Below are 16,226 nucleotides of genomic sequence, written 5' to 3' on the forward strand. Positions count from 1 at the left end.
GCCGGATCAGGCCGGTTCGAACCAGAGCGCGGCCAGCGGCGGCAGCGACATCACCGCCGACGCGGGACGGCCGTGCCAGGGCTGTGCGGTGGCCTCGACAGAACCGAGATTGCCCAGCCCGGCACCGTTGTAGATCGTCGCGTCGGTATTGAGCACCTCGCGCCACGTCCCGGTATGGGGCAACCCGAGGCGGTACTGGGCATGCTCGCTTCCGGAGAAGTTGAACACGCAGGCCAGCACCGATCCGTCATCGCCGAAGCGCAGGAAGCTCAGCACATTGTTGGCCGAGTCGTTGGCGTCGATCCAGGAGTAACCGTCGGGAACGGTATCCCTGGACCACAGGGCACGACGGCTGCGGTACAGCCGGTTGATATCGGCGACCAGCTGCTGGATGCCGGTGGAGAAGCTCTGTTCGCCCAGCTGATACCAGTCCAGTCCACGCTCCTCGGACCATTCGGCGCGCTGCCCGAATTCTTGTCCCATGAACAGCAGCTGTTTACCGGGATGTGCCCACTGGTAGGCCAGCAGGCTCCGTACGCCGGCGGCCTTGTTGTGGTCGTTGCCCGGCATCCGGCCCCACAGGGTGCCCTTGCCGTGCACCACCTCGTCATGGCTGATCGGCAGCACGTAGTTCTCGCTGAACGCGTACAGCATCGAGAACGTCATCTCGTGATGGTGGAAGCTGCGGTGGATGGGATCGCGGGCGATGTAGGCCAGTGTGTCGTTCATCCAGCCCATGTTCCATTTCATGGAAAAGCCAAGGCCGCCAAGGTTGGTCGGGCGGGTGACGCCGGGCCATGAGGTGGACTCCTCGGCGACGGTGACGATGCCCGGGTGGATCTTGTGCACCGTGGCGTTCATCTCCTGCAGGAACTGCACTGCTTCCAGATTCTCCCGGCCACCGTATTCGTTGGGTGTCCAGCCGTCCGCGGGCCGCGAGTAGTCCAGGTACAGCATGGAGGCCACGGCATCGACCCGGAGCCCGTCGATGTGGAACTCCTGCAGCCAGTACAGCGCGTTGGCCACCAGGAAGTTGCGCACCTCGGGCCGGCCGAAGTCGAATACGTAAGTACCCCAGTCGAGTTGCTCGCCACGTCGGGGGTCGGCGTGCTCGTAGAGGGCGGTGCCGTCGAACCGTCCGAGTGCCCAGGCGTCCTTCGGGAAATGGGCGGGCACCCAGTCGACGATGACGCCGATCCCGGCCTGGTGCAGTGTGTCGACCAGGTGCCGGAACTCGTCGGGCGTACCGAGCCGTGAGGTCGGCGCGTAGTACGACGTGACCTGGTATCCCCACGACCCACCGAACGGATGCTCGGCAACCGGCAGCAACTCCACATGGGTGAAGCCCTGTGCCACCACGTATTCGGTGAGTTCGACGGCCAGCTGGCGGTAGCTCAGGCCCGGCCGCCACGACATCAGGTGCACCTCGTAGGTGCTCATCGGCTCGAACACCGGGTTGCGCAGGGTGCGGCCGGCCATCCAGTCGGCGTCGCTCCACTCATACGAGCTGGTGTTCACCCGCGATGCGGTGTGCGGTGGCACCTCCGTGGCGAAGGCCATCGGATCGGCCCGGTCGGACACCACGCCGTCGGCGCCGTGTACCCGGAACTTGTACATGCCGTCGGTGGGGAAGCCGGGCCAGAACACCTCCCACACGCCGGACGAACCAAGGCTGCGCATCGGCGCCTCGATGCCATCCCAATGATTGAACTCGCCGATCAGGCTGACGCCCTTGGCATTCGGCGCCCACACCGCGAACGACACCCCGGGTACCGGGCCGTCGGCGGTGGTGAAGGTGCGCGGATGTGCGCCCAGCATCTCCCACAGCCGTTCGTGCCTGCCCTCGGCGAACAGGTGCATGTCCATCTCGCCCACCGTGGGCAGGAATCGGTACGGGTCGGCCACGGTGAGCACGGGCGCACCCGGATAGCCGAGCTCCAGCCGGTAGTCGATCAGTCCGGTGATCGGCACCGTCACCGCGAACAATCCGCCGTCGATATGGGTGGCCTCGTAGCGCACCCCGCCGATCACGGCGGCCACCGTCTCGGCGTGCGGGCGCAAGGTGCGGATGACGGTGTGGTCGCCGTATTCGTGGGCACCCAGGATGGAGTGCGGGTCGTGGTGCTCGCCGGTCAGCAGGCGGTGCAGATCGGCATCGTCGGGACGCAGGTGAGTGCTGGTGGCCGGGTTGATCCGGGTCATCGGCTCACTCCCTTCGCAGTAGGGTCGTTCGGGCGTCGTGCGGGATCAGCGGCATGTTGATGACATGGGCGACGGTCCTGACCGGATCGAGGCGCACATAGTTGGACTGGCCCCACTGGTACTCCTCGCCGGTGATCTCGTCGCGAACCCAGAACCGTTCGTAGGCCTCCATACCGAGTGCTTCCATGTCCAGCCACAACGTGCTCTCCTCCGGGCCGAAGGCGTTGAGGGTCACCACCACCAGCACGCAGTCGCCGCTGATCGGGTCGAACTTGCTGTAGGCCAGCAGCGCGTCGTTGTCGATATGGTGGAACTTGATCGTGCGCATCTGGGCCAGCGCCGGGTGCACGCGCCGAATCTCGTTGAGCCGGGTCAGGAATGGTTCAAGAGACCGCCCCGAGGCGAGCGCCCCCTCGAAATCTCGTGGCCTCAGCTCGTACTTCTCGGAGTTCAGGTACTCCTCGCTGCCGGCGCGTACCGCTTCGTGTTCGAAGAGTTCGTAGCCGGAGTACACCCCCCACACCGGGCTGAGCGTGGCGGCCAGCGCGGCCCGGATGGCGAACATCCCGGGGCCGCCGTGCTGCAGCGATTCGTGCAGGATGTCGGGGGTGTTGACGAACAGATTGGGCCGGGCGCAGTCGGCGTACTTGGCGATATCCTCGCCGAACTCGGTGAGCTCCCACTTGGCGGTGCGCCAGGTGAAGTACGAATAGGACTGGGTGAAGCCCAGTTTCGCCAAGCCGTAAAGCCGCGCCGGCCGGGTGAACGCCTCGGAGAGGAACAGGACGTCGGGGCTCTCGTCCTTGACCTTACCGATCAGCCACGCCCAGAAGTTCGGCGGTTTGGTGTGCGGGTTGTCGACTCGGAAGATCTTGACGCCGTGCGAGATCCAGTAGCGCACCACCCGCAGGACCTCTTCGTAGAGCCCGGCCGGGTCGTTGTCGAAGTTCAGTGGGTAGATGTCCTGGTACTTCTTCGGGGGGTTCTCGGCGTAGGCGATGGTGCCGTCGGGCAGCACCGTGAACCACTCCGGATGTGTCTTGGCCCAGGGATGATCCGGTGCGCACTGCAACGCCAGATCCAGGGCCACCTCCAGGCCGTGATCGGTTGCCGCAGCGACGAAATCGTCGAATCCCTCGATCCCGCCGAGATCGGGATGGACCGCGTCGTGGCCGCCCTCGTCGCTGCCGATCGCCCACGGTGACCCGACATCGCCGGGCGCGGCGGTCACCGAGTTGTTCGGGCCCTTGCGATGGACCTTGCCGATCGGGTGGATGGGGGGCAGATACACCACGTCGAAACCCATCCGAGCGATGCGCGGCAACTCCTTGGCAGCACTGGCGAAGGTGCCGTGCACCGGCCTTCCCTCGCTGTCCCATCCACCGGTGGAACGCGGGAACATTTCGTACCAGGACGAGAACCGGGCCAGCGGCCGATCCACCCACACGCCGAATTGTTCACCACGGGTGAGCAATTCGCGCAGCGGGTATTTCCGCAGCAGATCACCGACCGCGGGAGAGAGGGCAAGGCCGGCGCGGGTCAGCGGATCCCCCGGACTGCGCAGCGCCGCCGCCGCGTCCAGAAGTGGCTGTCGGTGCTCGCGCGGCACCCCGGTCGAGGCGCGCTCCAGAAGGTGGGCGCCGACGAGGAGGTCATTGGACAGTTCGGCCTCGCCCTGACCGGCGTCGAGTTTGGCGGTGACCGCCTTTCGCCAGGTGCTGATCGGGTCACCCCAGCCGTCTACCCGGAAAGTCCACAGCCCAACCCTGTCCGGCGTGAACTGGCCGTGGAACACATCGGGCGTGCGGCCCAGCGCCATGGGCAGCGCCTGCGGTTTGATCCGTGGTGGGGTGGCAGGGGCGGGCGGACTCGGTTTCATCCCCGGTGGATCGCTGACCAGTTGCGGATATGCCGAGCCGTGATAGCGCACCACCAGCGTTGCGGCCACCGCATCGTGGCCTTCGCGCCACACCGCCGCGCTGACGGGTACCACCTCGCCGACCACAGCCTTGGCGGGGAAACGCCCGCCGGACAGCACGGGCGCTGCGTCATCGATCTCGATACGACCGGGCACCCATTCACTCCCTCATGCGGGCGCGGCTCTGTCGCCGCGCGTCGATGTCCACCGTAGTGGGCGGACTGGCACAGGGTGCCCGATGGAACCAGTCTGTAATCCAACCTCGGGAATCCGACCGCGGCCTGAATTTTCAGTAAGGTCAAGTCACGTGAAAGCTCTTCGCCGGTTCACCGTCCGAGCCCACCTACCCGACCGCCTCGGCGCGCTTGAGCGGCTGTCCAACAACCTGAGATGGTCCTGGCACAAGCCGACCCAGGACCTGTTCGCGGCGATCGACGCAGAGTTGTGGCAGCGGGTCGGGCAGGATCCCATCGCCCTGCTGGGCGGGGTCGATCCGAAACGCCTGGACGAGCTGGCGCTCGACGGAGGTTTCCTGGAACGCGTCGACCAGTTGGCGGAGGACCTGGACACCTATCTGACCCGGCCGCTGTGGTATCAGGAGAGACAGGCCGCCGGGGATGGTCTGCCCAGCGGAATCGCTTATTTCTCCATGGAGTTCGGCGTCGCCGAGGTATTGCCGAATTACTCGGGTGGCCTGGGTATCCTCGCCGGTGATCACCTTAAATCCGCATCCGATCTGGGTCTGCCCCTGATCGGTGTCGGTTTGTACTACCGGTCCGGGTACTTCCGTCAGTCGCTGACCGCCGACGGCTGGCAACACGAGACCTACCCCTCGCTGGATCCACAGGGTCTGCCACTTCGGCTGCTGACCAGCGCCGACGGTGAACCGGTGTTGATCACCCTCGCGCTGCCCGAGGGTGCGCACCTGTCCGCCCACGTCTGGGTGGCCCAGGTGGGCCGAATTCCGTTGCTGCTGCTCGATTCCGATATCGGTGAGAACGAACACGACCTGCGTACGGTCACCGACCGGCTCTACGGCGGTGACCAGGAACACCGCATCCGGCAGGAGATCCTCGCCGGTATCGGCGGTGTCCGCGCCATCCGCGCCTACACCGAGATCGAAGGCCGTCCGGCCCCGGAAGTGTTCCACATGAACGAGGGGCACGCGGGGTTCCTGGGCGCTGAACGTATCCGTGAGCTCATCGACGCGGGACTGGACTTCGACACCGCGCTGACCGTGGTGCGCTCGTCGACGGTGTTCACCACCCACACCCCCGTGCCCGCCGGTATCGACCGGTTCCCGGTGGACATGGTGAAGCGCTACTTCGGCGCTGACCCCGGCAACGCTTCCGGCGCGAATTCGCGTCTGCTGCCCGGAGTTCCCCTGGACCGGATCATCGCCTTCGGCGCCGAGGACGACCCGTCGAAGTTCAACATGGCGCATATGGGGCTGCGGCTGGCCCAGCGCGCCAACGGGGTGTCGCTCCTGCACGGGCGGGTCAGCCGGGGGATGTTCAACGAGCTGTGGCCGGGCTTCGACACCGCCGAGGTGCCCATCGGTTCCATCACCAACGGCGTGCACGCGCCGACGTGGGCCGCCCCGCAGTGGGTGGAGCTCGCCCGCGACCTGATCGGCAGCGACAATCTGGACTCGCTGAGCGAGGCGGAGACCTGGCAGCGGCTGCAACAGGTCGATCCCGGGCATCTGTGGTGGATCCGGTCACAGCTGCGCGCGCTCCTGGTCGAGGACGTCCGAGCCCGGCTGCGCCGGTCCTGGCTGGAGCGGGGCGCCTCGGAGGCGGAACTCGGCTGGATCGCCACTGCGTTCGATCCCGAGGTGCTGACCATCGGGTTCGCGCGCCGGGTGCCGACCTACAAACGGCTCACCCTGATGCTGCGCGACCCGGTCCGGCTGGAGAAGCTGCTGCTCGACGAGTCGCGGCCGGTGCAGTTGATCGTGGCCGGTAAATCGCATCCGGCCGACGACGGCGGTAAGGCGCTCATCCAGCAGATCGTGCGCTTCGCCGACCGACCCGAGGTGCGGCACCGCATCGCGTTCCTGCCGGACTACGACATGTCGATGGCGCGGCTGCTCTACTGGGGTTGCGACGTCTGGTTGAACAATCCGCTGCGCCCGTTGGAGGCGTGCGGGACCTCGGGTATGAAGAGCGCGCTCAACGGCGGGCTGAACCTGTCCATCCGCGACGGGTGGTGGGACGAGTGGTACGACGGCGAGAACGGCTGGGAGATCCCGACGGCGGACGGCCTGGCCGACGAGAGCCGCCGCGATGATATCGAGGCGGGGGCCCTGTACGACCTGCTGGAATCATCGGTGACACCGAAGTTCTACGAGCGCAACGAACACGGCGTGCCCGGTCGCTGGGTGGAGATGGTGCGGCACACCCTGCAGGTGCTCGGACCGAAGGTGCTCGCCTCGCGGATGGTGCGCGATTACACCGAGAAGTACTACGCACCCGCGGCGCAATCCCTGCGCGCCACGATCGAGCCCGCCGGTGACGCGACCGAGGTCCCGTTCGGTGCCGCTCGAGACCTGGCCGACTACCGGCGGCGCGCGTTCGAGGCGTGGCCGCGAATCCAGATCACCGATGTGGACAGTTACGGGCTGCCCGACACACCGGTATTGGGCAGCGAGCTGACCCTGACCGCGTCGGTGCACCTGGCCGGGCTGGCGCCCGAGGAGGTCGTGGTGCAGGCCGTGCTCGGCGGTGTGGACGCCGCCGACGTGCTGCAGAACCCGGTCACCGTCGAGATGACGCACACCGGTCCCGGTGAGGGCGGCAACCAGATCTTCTCGACCACCGCGCCGCTGCCCGCGGCCGGTCCCGTCGGCTACACCGTGCGCGTGCTGCCGTATCACCGGTTGCTGGCCGGCACCGGCGAACTCGGACTCGTCACGCTCGCGTGAGAGGGGTTCTCGACATCGCCGTGCCCGGCGGTCCGTATGCGCTGGCCCCCGGACCCGACGGCGCCGTCTGGGTGACGCTGGTGCACAGCGGCGAGATCGCGCGCATCGCGCCCGACGGTGACCTCCGCGTCTATCCCGTGCATCCCGACAGCAAGCCGTCGATCATCGCCGCGGGCCCTGACGGTGCACTGTGGTTCACCCGCAACGGTGACGACCGGATCGGTCGCATCGAGGTGGACGGTGCCCGAAGCGAGATCGAATTACCAGATGGCAGTGCACCTTTCGGTCTGTGTGTGGGCCCCGACGGTGCGCTGTGGTTCACCGCGACGGCCTCCGGGGCGGTGGGGCGGGTCGACGCGGGCGGTGCGGTGGACATGGTGGCCATGCCCGGTGGGGGACCGTCGATGGTCACCGCGGGACCCGATGGAGCCCTGTGGTTCACGCTCAACGCCGCGAGTGCGATCGGGCGGGTGGACATGGCGGGAAAGCTGAGCACCCGGCAGACTCCGACGCCGTCAGCCGGGCCGGTGGGCATCACCGCGACCCATGACGACGCGGTCTGGTTCACCGCCATCCGGGCCGACAAGCTCGGGAGGATCCCGATGAACGAGGCCATCCAGGAACTCGACCTGCCCGGCAAACCGCATGCGGTGGTGGCCGACCAGGCCGACGGGGTCTGGGTGAGCCTGTGGGGTGCCGACCAGTTGGCCCGGGTCGGCGCCGATGGCGAGGTCGCGACCATCGACCTGCCGCCCGGAAGCGAACCGCACGGGGTGGCGGTGGCACCCGACGGTGCGCTGTGGGTTGCCCTGGAATCGGGATACGTGTTGCGACTGCCCGTCGGTTGAGCGGATGCACTTTTCCCACTCGCCACGGGCGGCGGTGGACGGCGGGTAAGTTCCGAGGATGTCGCTCCGGTCCGCCACCTTCGGCACCTGTGCCGTCGCGCTGGTGCTGTGCGCACCTGTCGCGGTAGCCGACCCTGAAGATCCGCCGGCGATTGAACCGGCCACCGCCGATGCACCGCCGCCCGACGAGGTGCCACCGCCGCCGGTCGATGACGGCAGGGTCCCGTCGGCACCGCCGCAGACCGTGAAGACACCCGACGGCTGGACGCTGACGGTCTCGTCGAAAGACGAGGTCCAGCTGCCGATCGCGCCGCTGACGACGGCCGTCTCCTCCCGGGAGTACAGCGCAGGCGGCGTGTTCAACGGATCATTGGTGCCCCCGGATGGCGCGTCGGCGCCCCGGGGTGTGTTGGAGGTCGGCTACCAGATCGGCTGCGGAATCGACATGAGCACGTCCAACGGGGTCACCCTGACCGGCTCGGTCGGTCTGAACAGTGGTGTGGGCTTGAGCGGGCCGCTGGGCGCGCTACCCACCGGCGTGGCGCCGATCTTCTCCATTCCGGTGAGCGGCGGTATCGGGGTCGCGTTGAAGCCCGGCATCGTCAACATCGTCCCGGTGGTGAAGAAGGAGTTCAAAGGCCCGGATCCGTGGGTGATGGTGTCCAACTTCCACATCAAGATCGACGGCTGTGTCGGCCAGTCGTTCCTGCGGTCCTACGCGGTGCTGACCCGCTCGACGGATCAGTCCGATGTCGTGCTCGGGTATTACGGGGTGACCAAACAGGTCTAGGGGAACCGCTTGAAGCAGCGGTCCTCATCGCCCAGCACGCCGACCCGGAAGGCGTCGATGCGCGAGAAGCCCGACGGTACGGACTCGCCGTTGACATCGCTGGCCACCAGACCGTTGCTGAGGATCCCGGAGATGGCCTCGTCGACATCGCCGGCCGTGAGCTGAATCGTGTTGCCGTCCGGGGTGTTCACCGCTTGGGTCATCTTCACCGTCGCGACGCCGGTCAGGCAGGCGGTTCGCAACGCGGCCTTGGCGCTGTCGAGGGCCAGGCCGCCGCGCTCGTGTTGGATCGCCTGCATATACCTGGACACCAGCACCGAATAGGCGGTGTTGTCGCCGGTCGTCAGGCCCGTGCCGGGCTCGGCTTCGGACTGGGCGCCCATGGCCTCCAGCGCGGGCAGATCCACCGAGATGGTGTTGCTCGCGGGGCAGAAGGTCACGGCCGCATCGGAATGGGCATCGGCACACGCGGGCCGGTCGAAGGTCAGCTGGGGCGGGTTCTTCGGTGCGAACAGGATGCCCATGGCGTCGACGATGGAGCGCGCCGACGCCTCGGTGATCTGCAGTTCGCCCGACTGGTCTTCCGGCAGGAGCACCGGCAGGTCGCCGCGGCGCTGTTTGATCTCCGCGGGGTCGATCGAGGCGCAGGAGGGCGCGCCGTCGGTGAAGCCGAACTGGAAGGCCGATATCCGCTCGAAGGCCGAGCCGTGTTCGTCCTCGCCCGCGGCGGAATCACCCTCGTTGAGCAGCGGATCGCGGAACGAGATCATCGCCGCCAGCAGGTTGTTCAGGCCGTCTGCGGTGGACAGCGTGAACCGGGTGGAATGTCCCTCGGCGACCCAGCGCATGTAGACGCCGGCCAGGCAGTCGGCCTGCTGCTCGGAGACCAGGGTGGGGGTGGCCTTGCGGGTGAGCTTGGCCTGCTTCTGCACCGAATGTCCGTATTCGTGCGCGAGCACCATGGTGACGGCCATATCGCCGTTGGCCTTGCGCAGCGAGGGCATCAACACGCCGCGATCCCAGCCGATGGTGTTGTCGTCGCGGCAGAACGCCGCATTGACCAGGTTGTAGGTGTTCGAGTCGCAGAACTCGCCGTCGAAACCGTCGGCATCCCAGGAGATCAGCTCTTTGACAGGGGTGAATTCACCGTCGAATGCCTGCGGGTAGGCCTGCTGCCAGAATTCCTCGATATCGCTGACGGAGCTCTCGGCCAGGTGGTCGATCTGCCCGCCGTCGGTGTCGCGCGCCGTGCGGGTCGGCGCGGCGGCGTCGTCGCGTAGGCCGGTGGGCCCATCGGTGGCGGGCATCCCGGCCACCCGGAACGGATCGGCGAACACAGATACCGCGTTGCCCTGCAGCGTATGCGCGCAGGAGGCCACCAGCAGCAGCACGCACGCGCTGAACACGGTTCCCGCCCACCGTCGGCGATTCATGACCGAAAGGATATGTGACCGCGGGCCCGGCAGGGCGGGTCGATCACTCGCTACGCAGGCGCTTCAGTGCCGCGATCACCCGGTCGGTGTCGGTGGTCGTCCAGAACGGGGGCAGCGATGCGCGCAGGTAGCCGCCGTAGCGCGCGGTCGCCATCCGCGAATCGAGGATCGCGACGACGCCCCGGTCGTCGACCCGGCGCAGCAGCCGGCCGGCCCCCTGTGCGAGCAGCAGGGCCGCATGGCCGGCGGCCACCGCCATGAATCCGTTGCCGCCGCGCGCGGCGATGGCCCGCTGGCGCGCGGTGAGCAACGGGTCGTCGGGACGCGGGAAGGGAATGCGGTCGATGATCACCAGCGACAGCGACGGACCGGGCACATCCACGCCCTGCCACAGCGAGAGCGTGCCGAACAGGGAGGTGGCCTCGTCGTCGCTGAACCGCTGGACGAGGGTGGCCGTGGAGTCCTCGCCCTGGCACAGCACCGGGGTGTCCAACCGCGCGGCCATCGCCTCGGCGGTGGCCTTGGCCGCCCGCATCGAGGAGAACAACCCGAGGGTGCGCCCGCCCGCTGCGGTGATGAGCTCGGCGATCTCATCGAGCTGGGCGGCCGACCCGGTGCCGTCGCGGCCCGGTGCGGGCAGATGTTTGGCCACGTAGAGGATGCCGGACTTGGCGTGTTCGAACGGCGAACCGACATCGATTCCGCGCCACGCGGTTCCGGTCTCCTCACCGGCGAGTCCCCAGCCGGCGGCCATCGCCGTGAAGTTGCCGCCGAGGGTGAGCGTGGCCGAGGTCAACACCACGGTGGAACGCTGAAAGATCCTGGTACGCAACAGGCCTGACACCGTCAGTGGGGCCACCCGCAGCATGGCCCGCTTACCCGAGCTCTTCGTCTCCTCATGTTCCAGCCACACCACATCGAGCCGGTCGGGAATGGCGGGCACGAACGAATCCAGCATGCGGGAGGCGATATCGCCGATCTCGGTCACCGCGGTGACCGCCTCGGCCCGCGCCGCGGCGGCCTGCGGATCGGTGGGTGCGGTGTCGATGGCCGTGCGGACCGCGTGCGCGGCGTCGCGCAGCGCGGTGAGGTAGGTGGCCAGTTCCTCGTCGAGGTAGTCGATGCGGCCGGGCTCGCCGTCGTGGATGGCCGAGGCGAGGATGGAGCCCGCGGCGTCCACCCGGTCGGCGAGTTCGGCATCGACAAGGCGGCCGATACGGCGTTGAGCCGCACCCAGCAGGGTGGCCGACAGCTCACCGGTGGCCACCCCGGTGACCCGGTCGACGAGTTCGTGGGCCTCATCGACGACGAGGAGTTCGTGTTCGGGCAGCACCGAGGCATCGGCGATGGCGTCGATGGCCAGCAGCGCGTGGTTGGTGACGACGATATCGGCGGTGCCCGCCTTGGCTCTGGCCCGTTCGGAGAAGCAGTCCGTGCCGAACGGGCAGCGCGCCACCCCGATGCACTCGCGCGCCGACACGCTGACCTGGCTCCACGACCGGTCCGGAACGCCGGGCACCAGCTCGTCGCGGTCGCCGGTCTCGGTGTCCGACGACCACTTGGTCAGGCGTTGCACATCGCGGCCCAGCGCGGTCGCGGCGACCGCATCGAACAGTTCTTCCTGGGGTTGGTCCTCGGCGGGGTCGGTGTTGGCGCCATTGTGGATCTTGTTGAGGCACAGGTAGTTTCCGCGGCCTTTGAGCAGCGCGAAGGTGGGCTTGCGCGGGAGTGACGGGGCCAGGGCGTCGGCCAGTCTGGGCAGGTCGCGGTCGACCAGCTGACGTTGCAGGGCGATGGTGGCGGTGGATACCACCACCGGGGCGTGTCCCGAGGCGGCACGCGCGATGGACGGCACCAGATAGGCCAGCGACTTGCCGGTGCCGGTGCCCGCCTGCACGGCGAGGTGCTCGCCGGTATCGAAGGAGCGTGCCACGGCCTCGGCCATCTCGATCTGGCCCTGGCGCTGGGCACCGCCGAGCGCGGTGACCGCGGCGGCGAGCAGGTCGCGGACCGGGGTGGCGGTCACGCGGGTGCGGGGAGCCGGGTGGGTATGGCGGGATCGCCCTTGGACAGGCCCAGCCCGTCCCACGGCAGGCTGCGCAGTCCCGCCGTGACCCGGTCGCGCGCCGCCGCCAGATCGGTGTCACCGCCGACCCGCGTCCCGGCCCGCACCAGCTCGACCGTCAGCGGCCGGGCGGTGAGCTTTGCGCCGATCTCGGGGTGGTGGCCCTGCCGGTAGACGACCTCCTCGACCACCGTCCCGGACGGTTTGGCCAGCCGCAGCGCCGCCTTGCGCCCGCCGTGGGATTCCTTGTGCGCACTGCGCTTCTGCACGGGCCGGCCGTCGACCTCGACCAGCTTGTAGACCATGCCCGCGGTGGGGGCGCCGGAACCCGTCACCAAGGAGGTGCCGACCCCGTAGCTGTCGACCGGCTCGGCGCGTAGCGCCGCGATGGCGAACTCGTCGAGATCGCTGGACACCACGATCTTGGTGCCGGTGGCGCCGAGCGCGTCGAGTTGGTCGCGCACCTGGCGCACCAGCACACCCAGGTCCCCGGAGTCGATGCGCACCGCACCGAGCTCCGGGCCGGCCACGGCGATGGCGTTCGCCACCCCGGAGGCGATGTCGTAGGTGTCGACCAACAGGGTGGTGCCGACACCGAGCGCGTCGACCTGGGCCGCGAACGCGGAGCGTTCAGATCGGTCGCGCGCCGCGCGCTCGTCCGGTCCGGCGTCGCCGGTGTGCAGCAGCGTGAAAGCGTGCGCGCTGGTCCCGAGCGCGGGCACCCCGTACGCGCGCTGGGCGGCCAGATTGGACGTGCCCGCAAAGCCGGCGATCCAGGCGGCGCGTGCGGCGGCGATGGCGGCCTGCTCGTGGGTGCGCCGCGAGCCCATCTCGATCAGCGGCCGGCCTTCGGCGGCGCTCACCATCCGCGCGGCGGCCGAGGCAACGGCGCTGTCATGGTTGAGGATCGACAGGACAAGGGTTTCCAGGATGACGCACTCGGCGAAACTGCCGTGCACCGACAGCACCGGGGACTCCGGGAAGTACAGCTCACCCTCGGCGTAGCCGTCCACGTCACCGGCGAAGCGGTAGCTCGCCAGAAACTCCAGGGTGGCCGGGTCGAGGAATCCGGACACCGACGCCAGGGCATCGTCGTCGAAGGTGAAGTCCTCCAGCGCCTCCAAGAAGCGGCCGGTGCCGGCCACCACGCCGTAGCGGCGGCCCTCGGGCAGGCGGCGGGCGAACACCTCGAACGTGCAGTGGCGGTGCGCGGAGCCGTCCCGCAAGGCCGCCGCGAGCATGGTCAGCTCGTACTTGTCGGTCAACAGCGCCGTGCTCATGCGCGATCCGCCTCCGGCTCCTCGCTGATCCTCACGGAGGCAACCGTAACTGCACCGTTCCGATTCTCGGCGCGTGAACGCGCCCCGGTATCCTCAGCGGCATGGTTACCCCAGCGCGGACTCGTCCGGGTACCCGTGAGGAGCACAAGGCCGACACTGGTCACGAGGAAGACGCCGCGACCGACAGCCCCTGGGTGACGATCGTCTGGGACGACCCGGTCAACCTGATGTCCTACGTGACGTATGTCTTCCAGAAGCTGTTCGGCTACAGCGAGCCGCACGCGACCAAGCTGATGCTTGAGGTGCACAACGACGGCAAGGCGGTCGTGTCCGCGGGTAGCCGTGAATCCATGGAGGTCGACGTGACCAAACTTCACGCGGCCGGGCTGTGGGCGACGATGCAGCAGGACCGCTGAGCACGTGCGTAAGTGGAAGCGGGTCGACGGCCCGGCAGGTCCGCGGTTCCGTTCGTCGCTGGCCGCCCATGAGGCGGCGCTGCTGCGCAATCTGGTGACCTCGATGGTGGAGATGCTCGCCGACCGCGAATCCTCGGCCCCGTCCGACGAGCTCGCCGATATCACCGGCATCCGGACCGGGCATTCACAGCCGCCCGAGGACGAGACCATGAAACGGCTGCTGCCCGACTTCTACCGGTCCCGCAGCGAGCATCCGGCCGGCGCCACCGCCGCCGAGAGCCTCAACCGCGCGCTGCGCAGCCTGCATGAGCCCACCATTCTCGACGCGAAACGTGAAGCGGCGCAACGACTGTTGGCGACCCTGCCGGAAGGTGGCGGCAAGCTCGAACTGGTCGAAGCCGACGCGCAGGCCTGGGCATCGGCGGTCAACGACGTGCGGCTGGCGCTGGGCACGATGCTCGATATCGGGCCCGACGGTCTGGACCGACTGCCGCCCGAGCATCCGATGGCCGGCCACCTCGACGTCTACCAGTGGCTGACGGTGCTGCAGGAGTATCTGGTGCTCGGCATGATGGGTAGGTAGACGTGACCGAGGCAGAGCGCAGCGACTTCGGATCGATCACCGATGTGGCGGGCATCCTCGTCGGCCACCATCACCGCATCGACACGGACGTCACCCTGGGCAGCGGATGGGCCTGCGGTACCACGGTCGTGGTGGCCCCACCGGGCACCACGGCCGCGGTGGACTGCCGCGGCGGTGCACCGGGTAGCCGCGAGACCGATCTGCTCGACCCGGCCAACAGCGTCCGGCACGTGGACGCCGTGGTGCTCACCGGCGGCAGCGCCTACGGGCTGGCCGCCGCAGACGGCGTGATGACCTGGCTGGAGGAGCGCGGGCGCGGGGTCGCGATGGACGGCGGCGTCGTGCCGATCGTGCCCGCGGCGGTGATCTTCGACCTGCCGGTCGGGGGCTGGGGCTGCCGGCCCACCGCGGAGTTCGGTCATGCGGCCGCACGGGCCGCCACCACCGAGGTGGCGATCGGCAACGTGGGCGCCGGGGCGGGGGCCCGCGCCGGTGTGCTCAAGGGCGGACTGGGTACCGCGTCGATCGCGTTGCCCGATATCGGTGTCACCGTCGGTGCGGTGGTCGCGGTGAATCCCGGCGGCAACGTCGTGGACCCGAAGACCGGCCTGCCGTGGATGGCCGACCTGATCGCCGAGTTCGGGCTGACCCCGCCGCCCGCCGACCAGATCGCGGCGTATGCGGCGTTGGACAAGAAGAGCGGTCCGCTCAACACCACCATCGCGGTGGTGGCCACCGACGCGGCGCTGAGCCCCGCGGGCTGCCGGCGGGTCGCCGTCGCTGCCCAGGACGGTCTTGCCCACGCGATCCGTCCCGCACACACCCCGCTGGACGGCGATACGGTGTTCGCGCTGGCAACCGGCGCGGTGCAGGTGCCGCCGAACCCGAAGACGCCGGTGGCGATGTCGCCGGAAACGGCCGTTGTCACCGCGGTCGGGGCCGCGGCGGCGGATTGCCTGGCGCGGGCGGTCCTGGTAGGAGTGCTGGCAGCCGAGTCGGTCGCCGGAATACCGACGTACCGCGGCCTGTTGCCGGGAGCATTCCCACGACGAACGGAGACCTGACGTGTTGGTGATCCGCGCCGACCTGGCGGACGCCATGGTCGCCCACGCGCGCGCCGACCACCCCGACGAGGCCTGCGGTGTGATCGCCGGGCCGGAGGGTTCGGATCAGCCTGAGCGTTTCATCCAGATGATCAATGCCGAGCGCTCGCCGACGTTCTACCGGTTCGACTCGGCCGAGCAGCTCAAGGTGTGGCGCGAGATGGACGATAACGACGAGGTTCCCGTCGTCATCTACCACTCGCATACCGCTACCGAGGCCTACCCGAGCCGCACCGACATCTCGTTCGCCTCCGAACCTGATGCGCACTACGTCCTGGTCTCGACTCGCGACCCCGAGCAGCACGAGTTGCGCAGCTACCGCATCGTCGACGGGGTCGTCACCGAAGAACCCGTATCCATCGTTGAGAACTACCAGTAAGGAACGACCGTGGCAGTAACCGTCTCGATCCCCACCATCCTGCGTCCGCACACCGGCGGCGAGAAGCGGGTCAGCGCCGACGGCGACACGCTGGCCGCCGTCATCAGTGACCTGGAGGCCAACCACGCCGGCATCTCCGAGCGTTTGGTGGACAACGGCAAGCTGCACCGCTTCGTCAACATCTATGTCAACGACGAGGACGTGCGGTTCTCCGGCGGTCTGGACACCCCGATCAGTGACGGCGACTCGGTCACCATCCTGCCTGCCGTCGCAGGCGGCTGAG

Annotated in this window: 13 protein-coding genes; 8 read left to right on the forward strand and 5 right to left on the reverse strand. The window is 68.4% G+C overall.

Translation table 11 applies throughout. The annotated features are described in order from the left end of the window. Positions 1–6: 6 nt before the first annotated feature. Together glgB and QN239_RS10715 are read right to left on the reverse strand one after the other, a co-directional pair. Positions 7–2,202: a 1,4-alpha-glucan branching protein GlgB gene (glgB, locus tag QN239_RS10710; protein ID WP_499010156.1), complete on the reverse strand. Its 2,196-nt coding sequence runs from the start codon at positions 2,200–2,202 to the stop codon at positions 7–9. A 4-nt stretch (positions 2,203–2,206) separates the two neighbouring features. Next, the gene (locus tag QN239_RS10715; protein WP_499010158.1) at positions 2,207–4,276 is read right to left on the reverse strand and encodes an alpha-1,4-glucan--maltose-1-phosphate maltosyltransferase; all 2,070 of its coding nucleotides are present in this window, start codon (positions 4,274–4,276) and stop codon (positions 2,207–2,209) included. Between the two features lie 151 nt (positions 4,277–4,427). Between QN239_RS10715 and glgP the strand changes: the two genes are divergently transcribed. From glgP to QN239_RS10730, 3 genes are read left to right on the forward strand one after another with little or no spacing between them, the layout of a single operon-like run. Then, on the forward strand, positions 4,428–7,046 hold the full coding sequence (gene glgP, locus QN239_RS10720; protein ID WP_499010161.1) for an alpha-glucan family phosphorylase: 2,619 nt from the start codon (positions 4,428–4,430) through the stop codon (positions 7,044–7,046). After that, positions 7,043–7,894, forward strand: coding sequence for a virginiamycin B lyase family protein (locus tag QN239_RS10725; protein ID WP_499010163.1), 852 nt, complete (start codon positions 7,043–7,045; stop codon positions 7,892–7,894). Before glgP ends, QN239_RS10725 begins: the two co-directional genes overlap by 4 nt. A 58-nt stretch (positions 7,895–7,952) precedes the next feature. After that, positions 7,953–8,684 carry an MspA family porin gene (locus QN239_RS10730; protein WP_499010165.1) on the forward strand — a complete coding sequence of 244 codons (732 nt, stop codon included), beginning with the start codon at positions 7,953–7,955 and terminating at the stop codon, positions 8,682–8,684. On the opposite strand, the gene QN239_RS10735 is transcribed toward QN239_RS10730, so the two are convergent. The 3 genes from QN239_RS10735 to QN239_RS10745 are packed head-to-tail and all read right to left on the reverse strand — an operon-like array spanning position 8,681 to position 13,462. Further along, positions 8,681–10,117: a neutral zinc metallopeptidase gene (locus tag QN239_RS10735; protein ID WP_499010167.1), complete on the reverse strand. Its 1,437-nt coding sequence runs from the start codon at positions 10,115–10,117 to the stop codon at positions 8,681–8,683. The two genes, QN239_RS10730 and QN239_RS10735, sit on opposite strands and share 4 nt — an antisense overlap. Before the next feature lie 43 nt (positions 10,118–10,160). After that, complete coding sequence (locus QN239_RS10740; RefSeq protein ID WP_499010169.1) at positions 10,161–12,143, reverse strand: ATP-dependent DNA helicase; 1,983 nt, start codon at positions 12,141–12,143, stop codon at positions 10,161–10,163. Beyond that, a complete protein-coding gene (locus QN239_RS10745; protein WP_499010171.1) occupies positions 12,140–13,462 on the reverse strand; it encodes a nicotinate phosphoribosyltransferase in 1,323 nt (440 codons plus the stop codon). Before QN239_RS10745 ends, QN239_RS10740 begins: the two co-directional genes overlap by 4 nt. Positions 13,463–13,563: 101 nt before the next feature. Here QN239_RS10745 and clpS point away from each other — a divergent pair, with 101 nt between their 5' ends. From clpS to QN239_RS10770, 5 genes are read left to right on the forward strand one after another with little or no spacing between them, the layout of a single operon-like run. Further along, positions 13,564–13,878, forward strand: coding sequence for an ATP-dependent Clp protease adapter ClpS (gene clpS / locus QN239_RS10750; RefSeq protein ID WP_167161222.1), 315 nt, complete (start codon positions 13,564–13,566; stop codon positions 13,876–13,878). A 4-nt stretch (positions 13,879–13,882) separates the two neighbouring features. Further along, entirely contained in the window at positions 13,883–14,461 is a 579-nt protein-coding gene (gene aosR / locus QN239_RS10755) for an oxidative stress transcriptional regulator AosR (RefSeq protein ID WP_090352878.1), read from the forward strand. A gap of 2 nt (positions 14,462–14,463) precedes the next feature. Beyond that, complete coding sequence (locus tag QN239_RS10760) at positions 14,464–15,525, forward strand: P1 family peptidase (RefSeq protein ID WP_499010174.1); 1,062 nt, start codon at positions 14,464–14,466, stop codon at positions 15,523–15,525. A 1-nt stretch (position 15,526) separates the two neighbouring features. Then, positions 15,527–15,943 carry a M67 family metallopeptidase gene (locus QN239_RS10765; RefSeq protein ID WP_499010175.1) on the forward strand — a complete coding sequence of 139 codons (417 nt, stop codon included), beginning with the start codon at positions 15,527–15,529 and terminating at the stop codon, positions 15,941–15,943. Positions 15,944–15,952: 9 nt separating this feature from the next. Beyond that, positions 15,953–16,225: a MoaD/ThiS family protein gene (locus tag QN239_RS10770; RefSeq protein WP_090352884.1), complete on the forward strand. Its 273-nt coding sequence runs from the start codon at positions 15,953–15,955 to the stop codon at positions 16,223–16,225. Position 16,226: the final 1 nt, after the last annotated feature.

The sequence above is a fragment of the Mycolicibacterium sp. Y3 genome, assembly GCF_051188035.1.
Lineage (GTDB): Bacteria > Actinomycetota > Actinomycetes > Mycobacteriales > Mycobacteriaceae > Mycobacterium > Mycobacterium fluoranthenivorans.

Bases quoted from the DNA above. Each gene is read 5' to 3' on its own strand.
- glgB (WP_499010156.1), bottom strand. From the start codon at position 2,202: ATGACCCGGATCAACCCGGCCACCAGCACTCACCTGCGTCCCGACGAT.
- QN239_RS10730 (WP_499010165.1), top strand. From the start codon at position 7,953: ATGTCGCTCCGGTCCGCCACCTTCGGCACCTGTGCCGTCGCGCTGGTG.
- QN239_RS10735 (WP_499010167.1), bottom strand. From the start codon at position 10,117: ATGAATCGCCGACGGTGGGCGGGAACCGTGTTCAGCGCGTGCGTGCTG.
- QN239_RS10745 (WP_499010171.1), bottom strand. From the start codon at position 13,462: ATGAGCACGGCGCTGTTGACCGACAAGTACGAGCTGACCATGCTCGCG.
- clpS (WP_167161222.1), top strand. From the start codon at position 13,564: ATGGTTACCCCAGCGCGGACTCGTCCGGGTACCCGTGAGGAGCACAAG.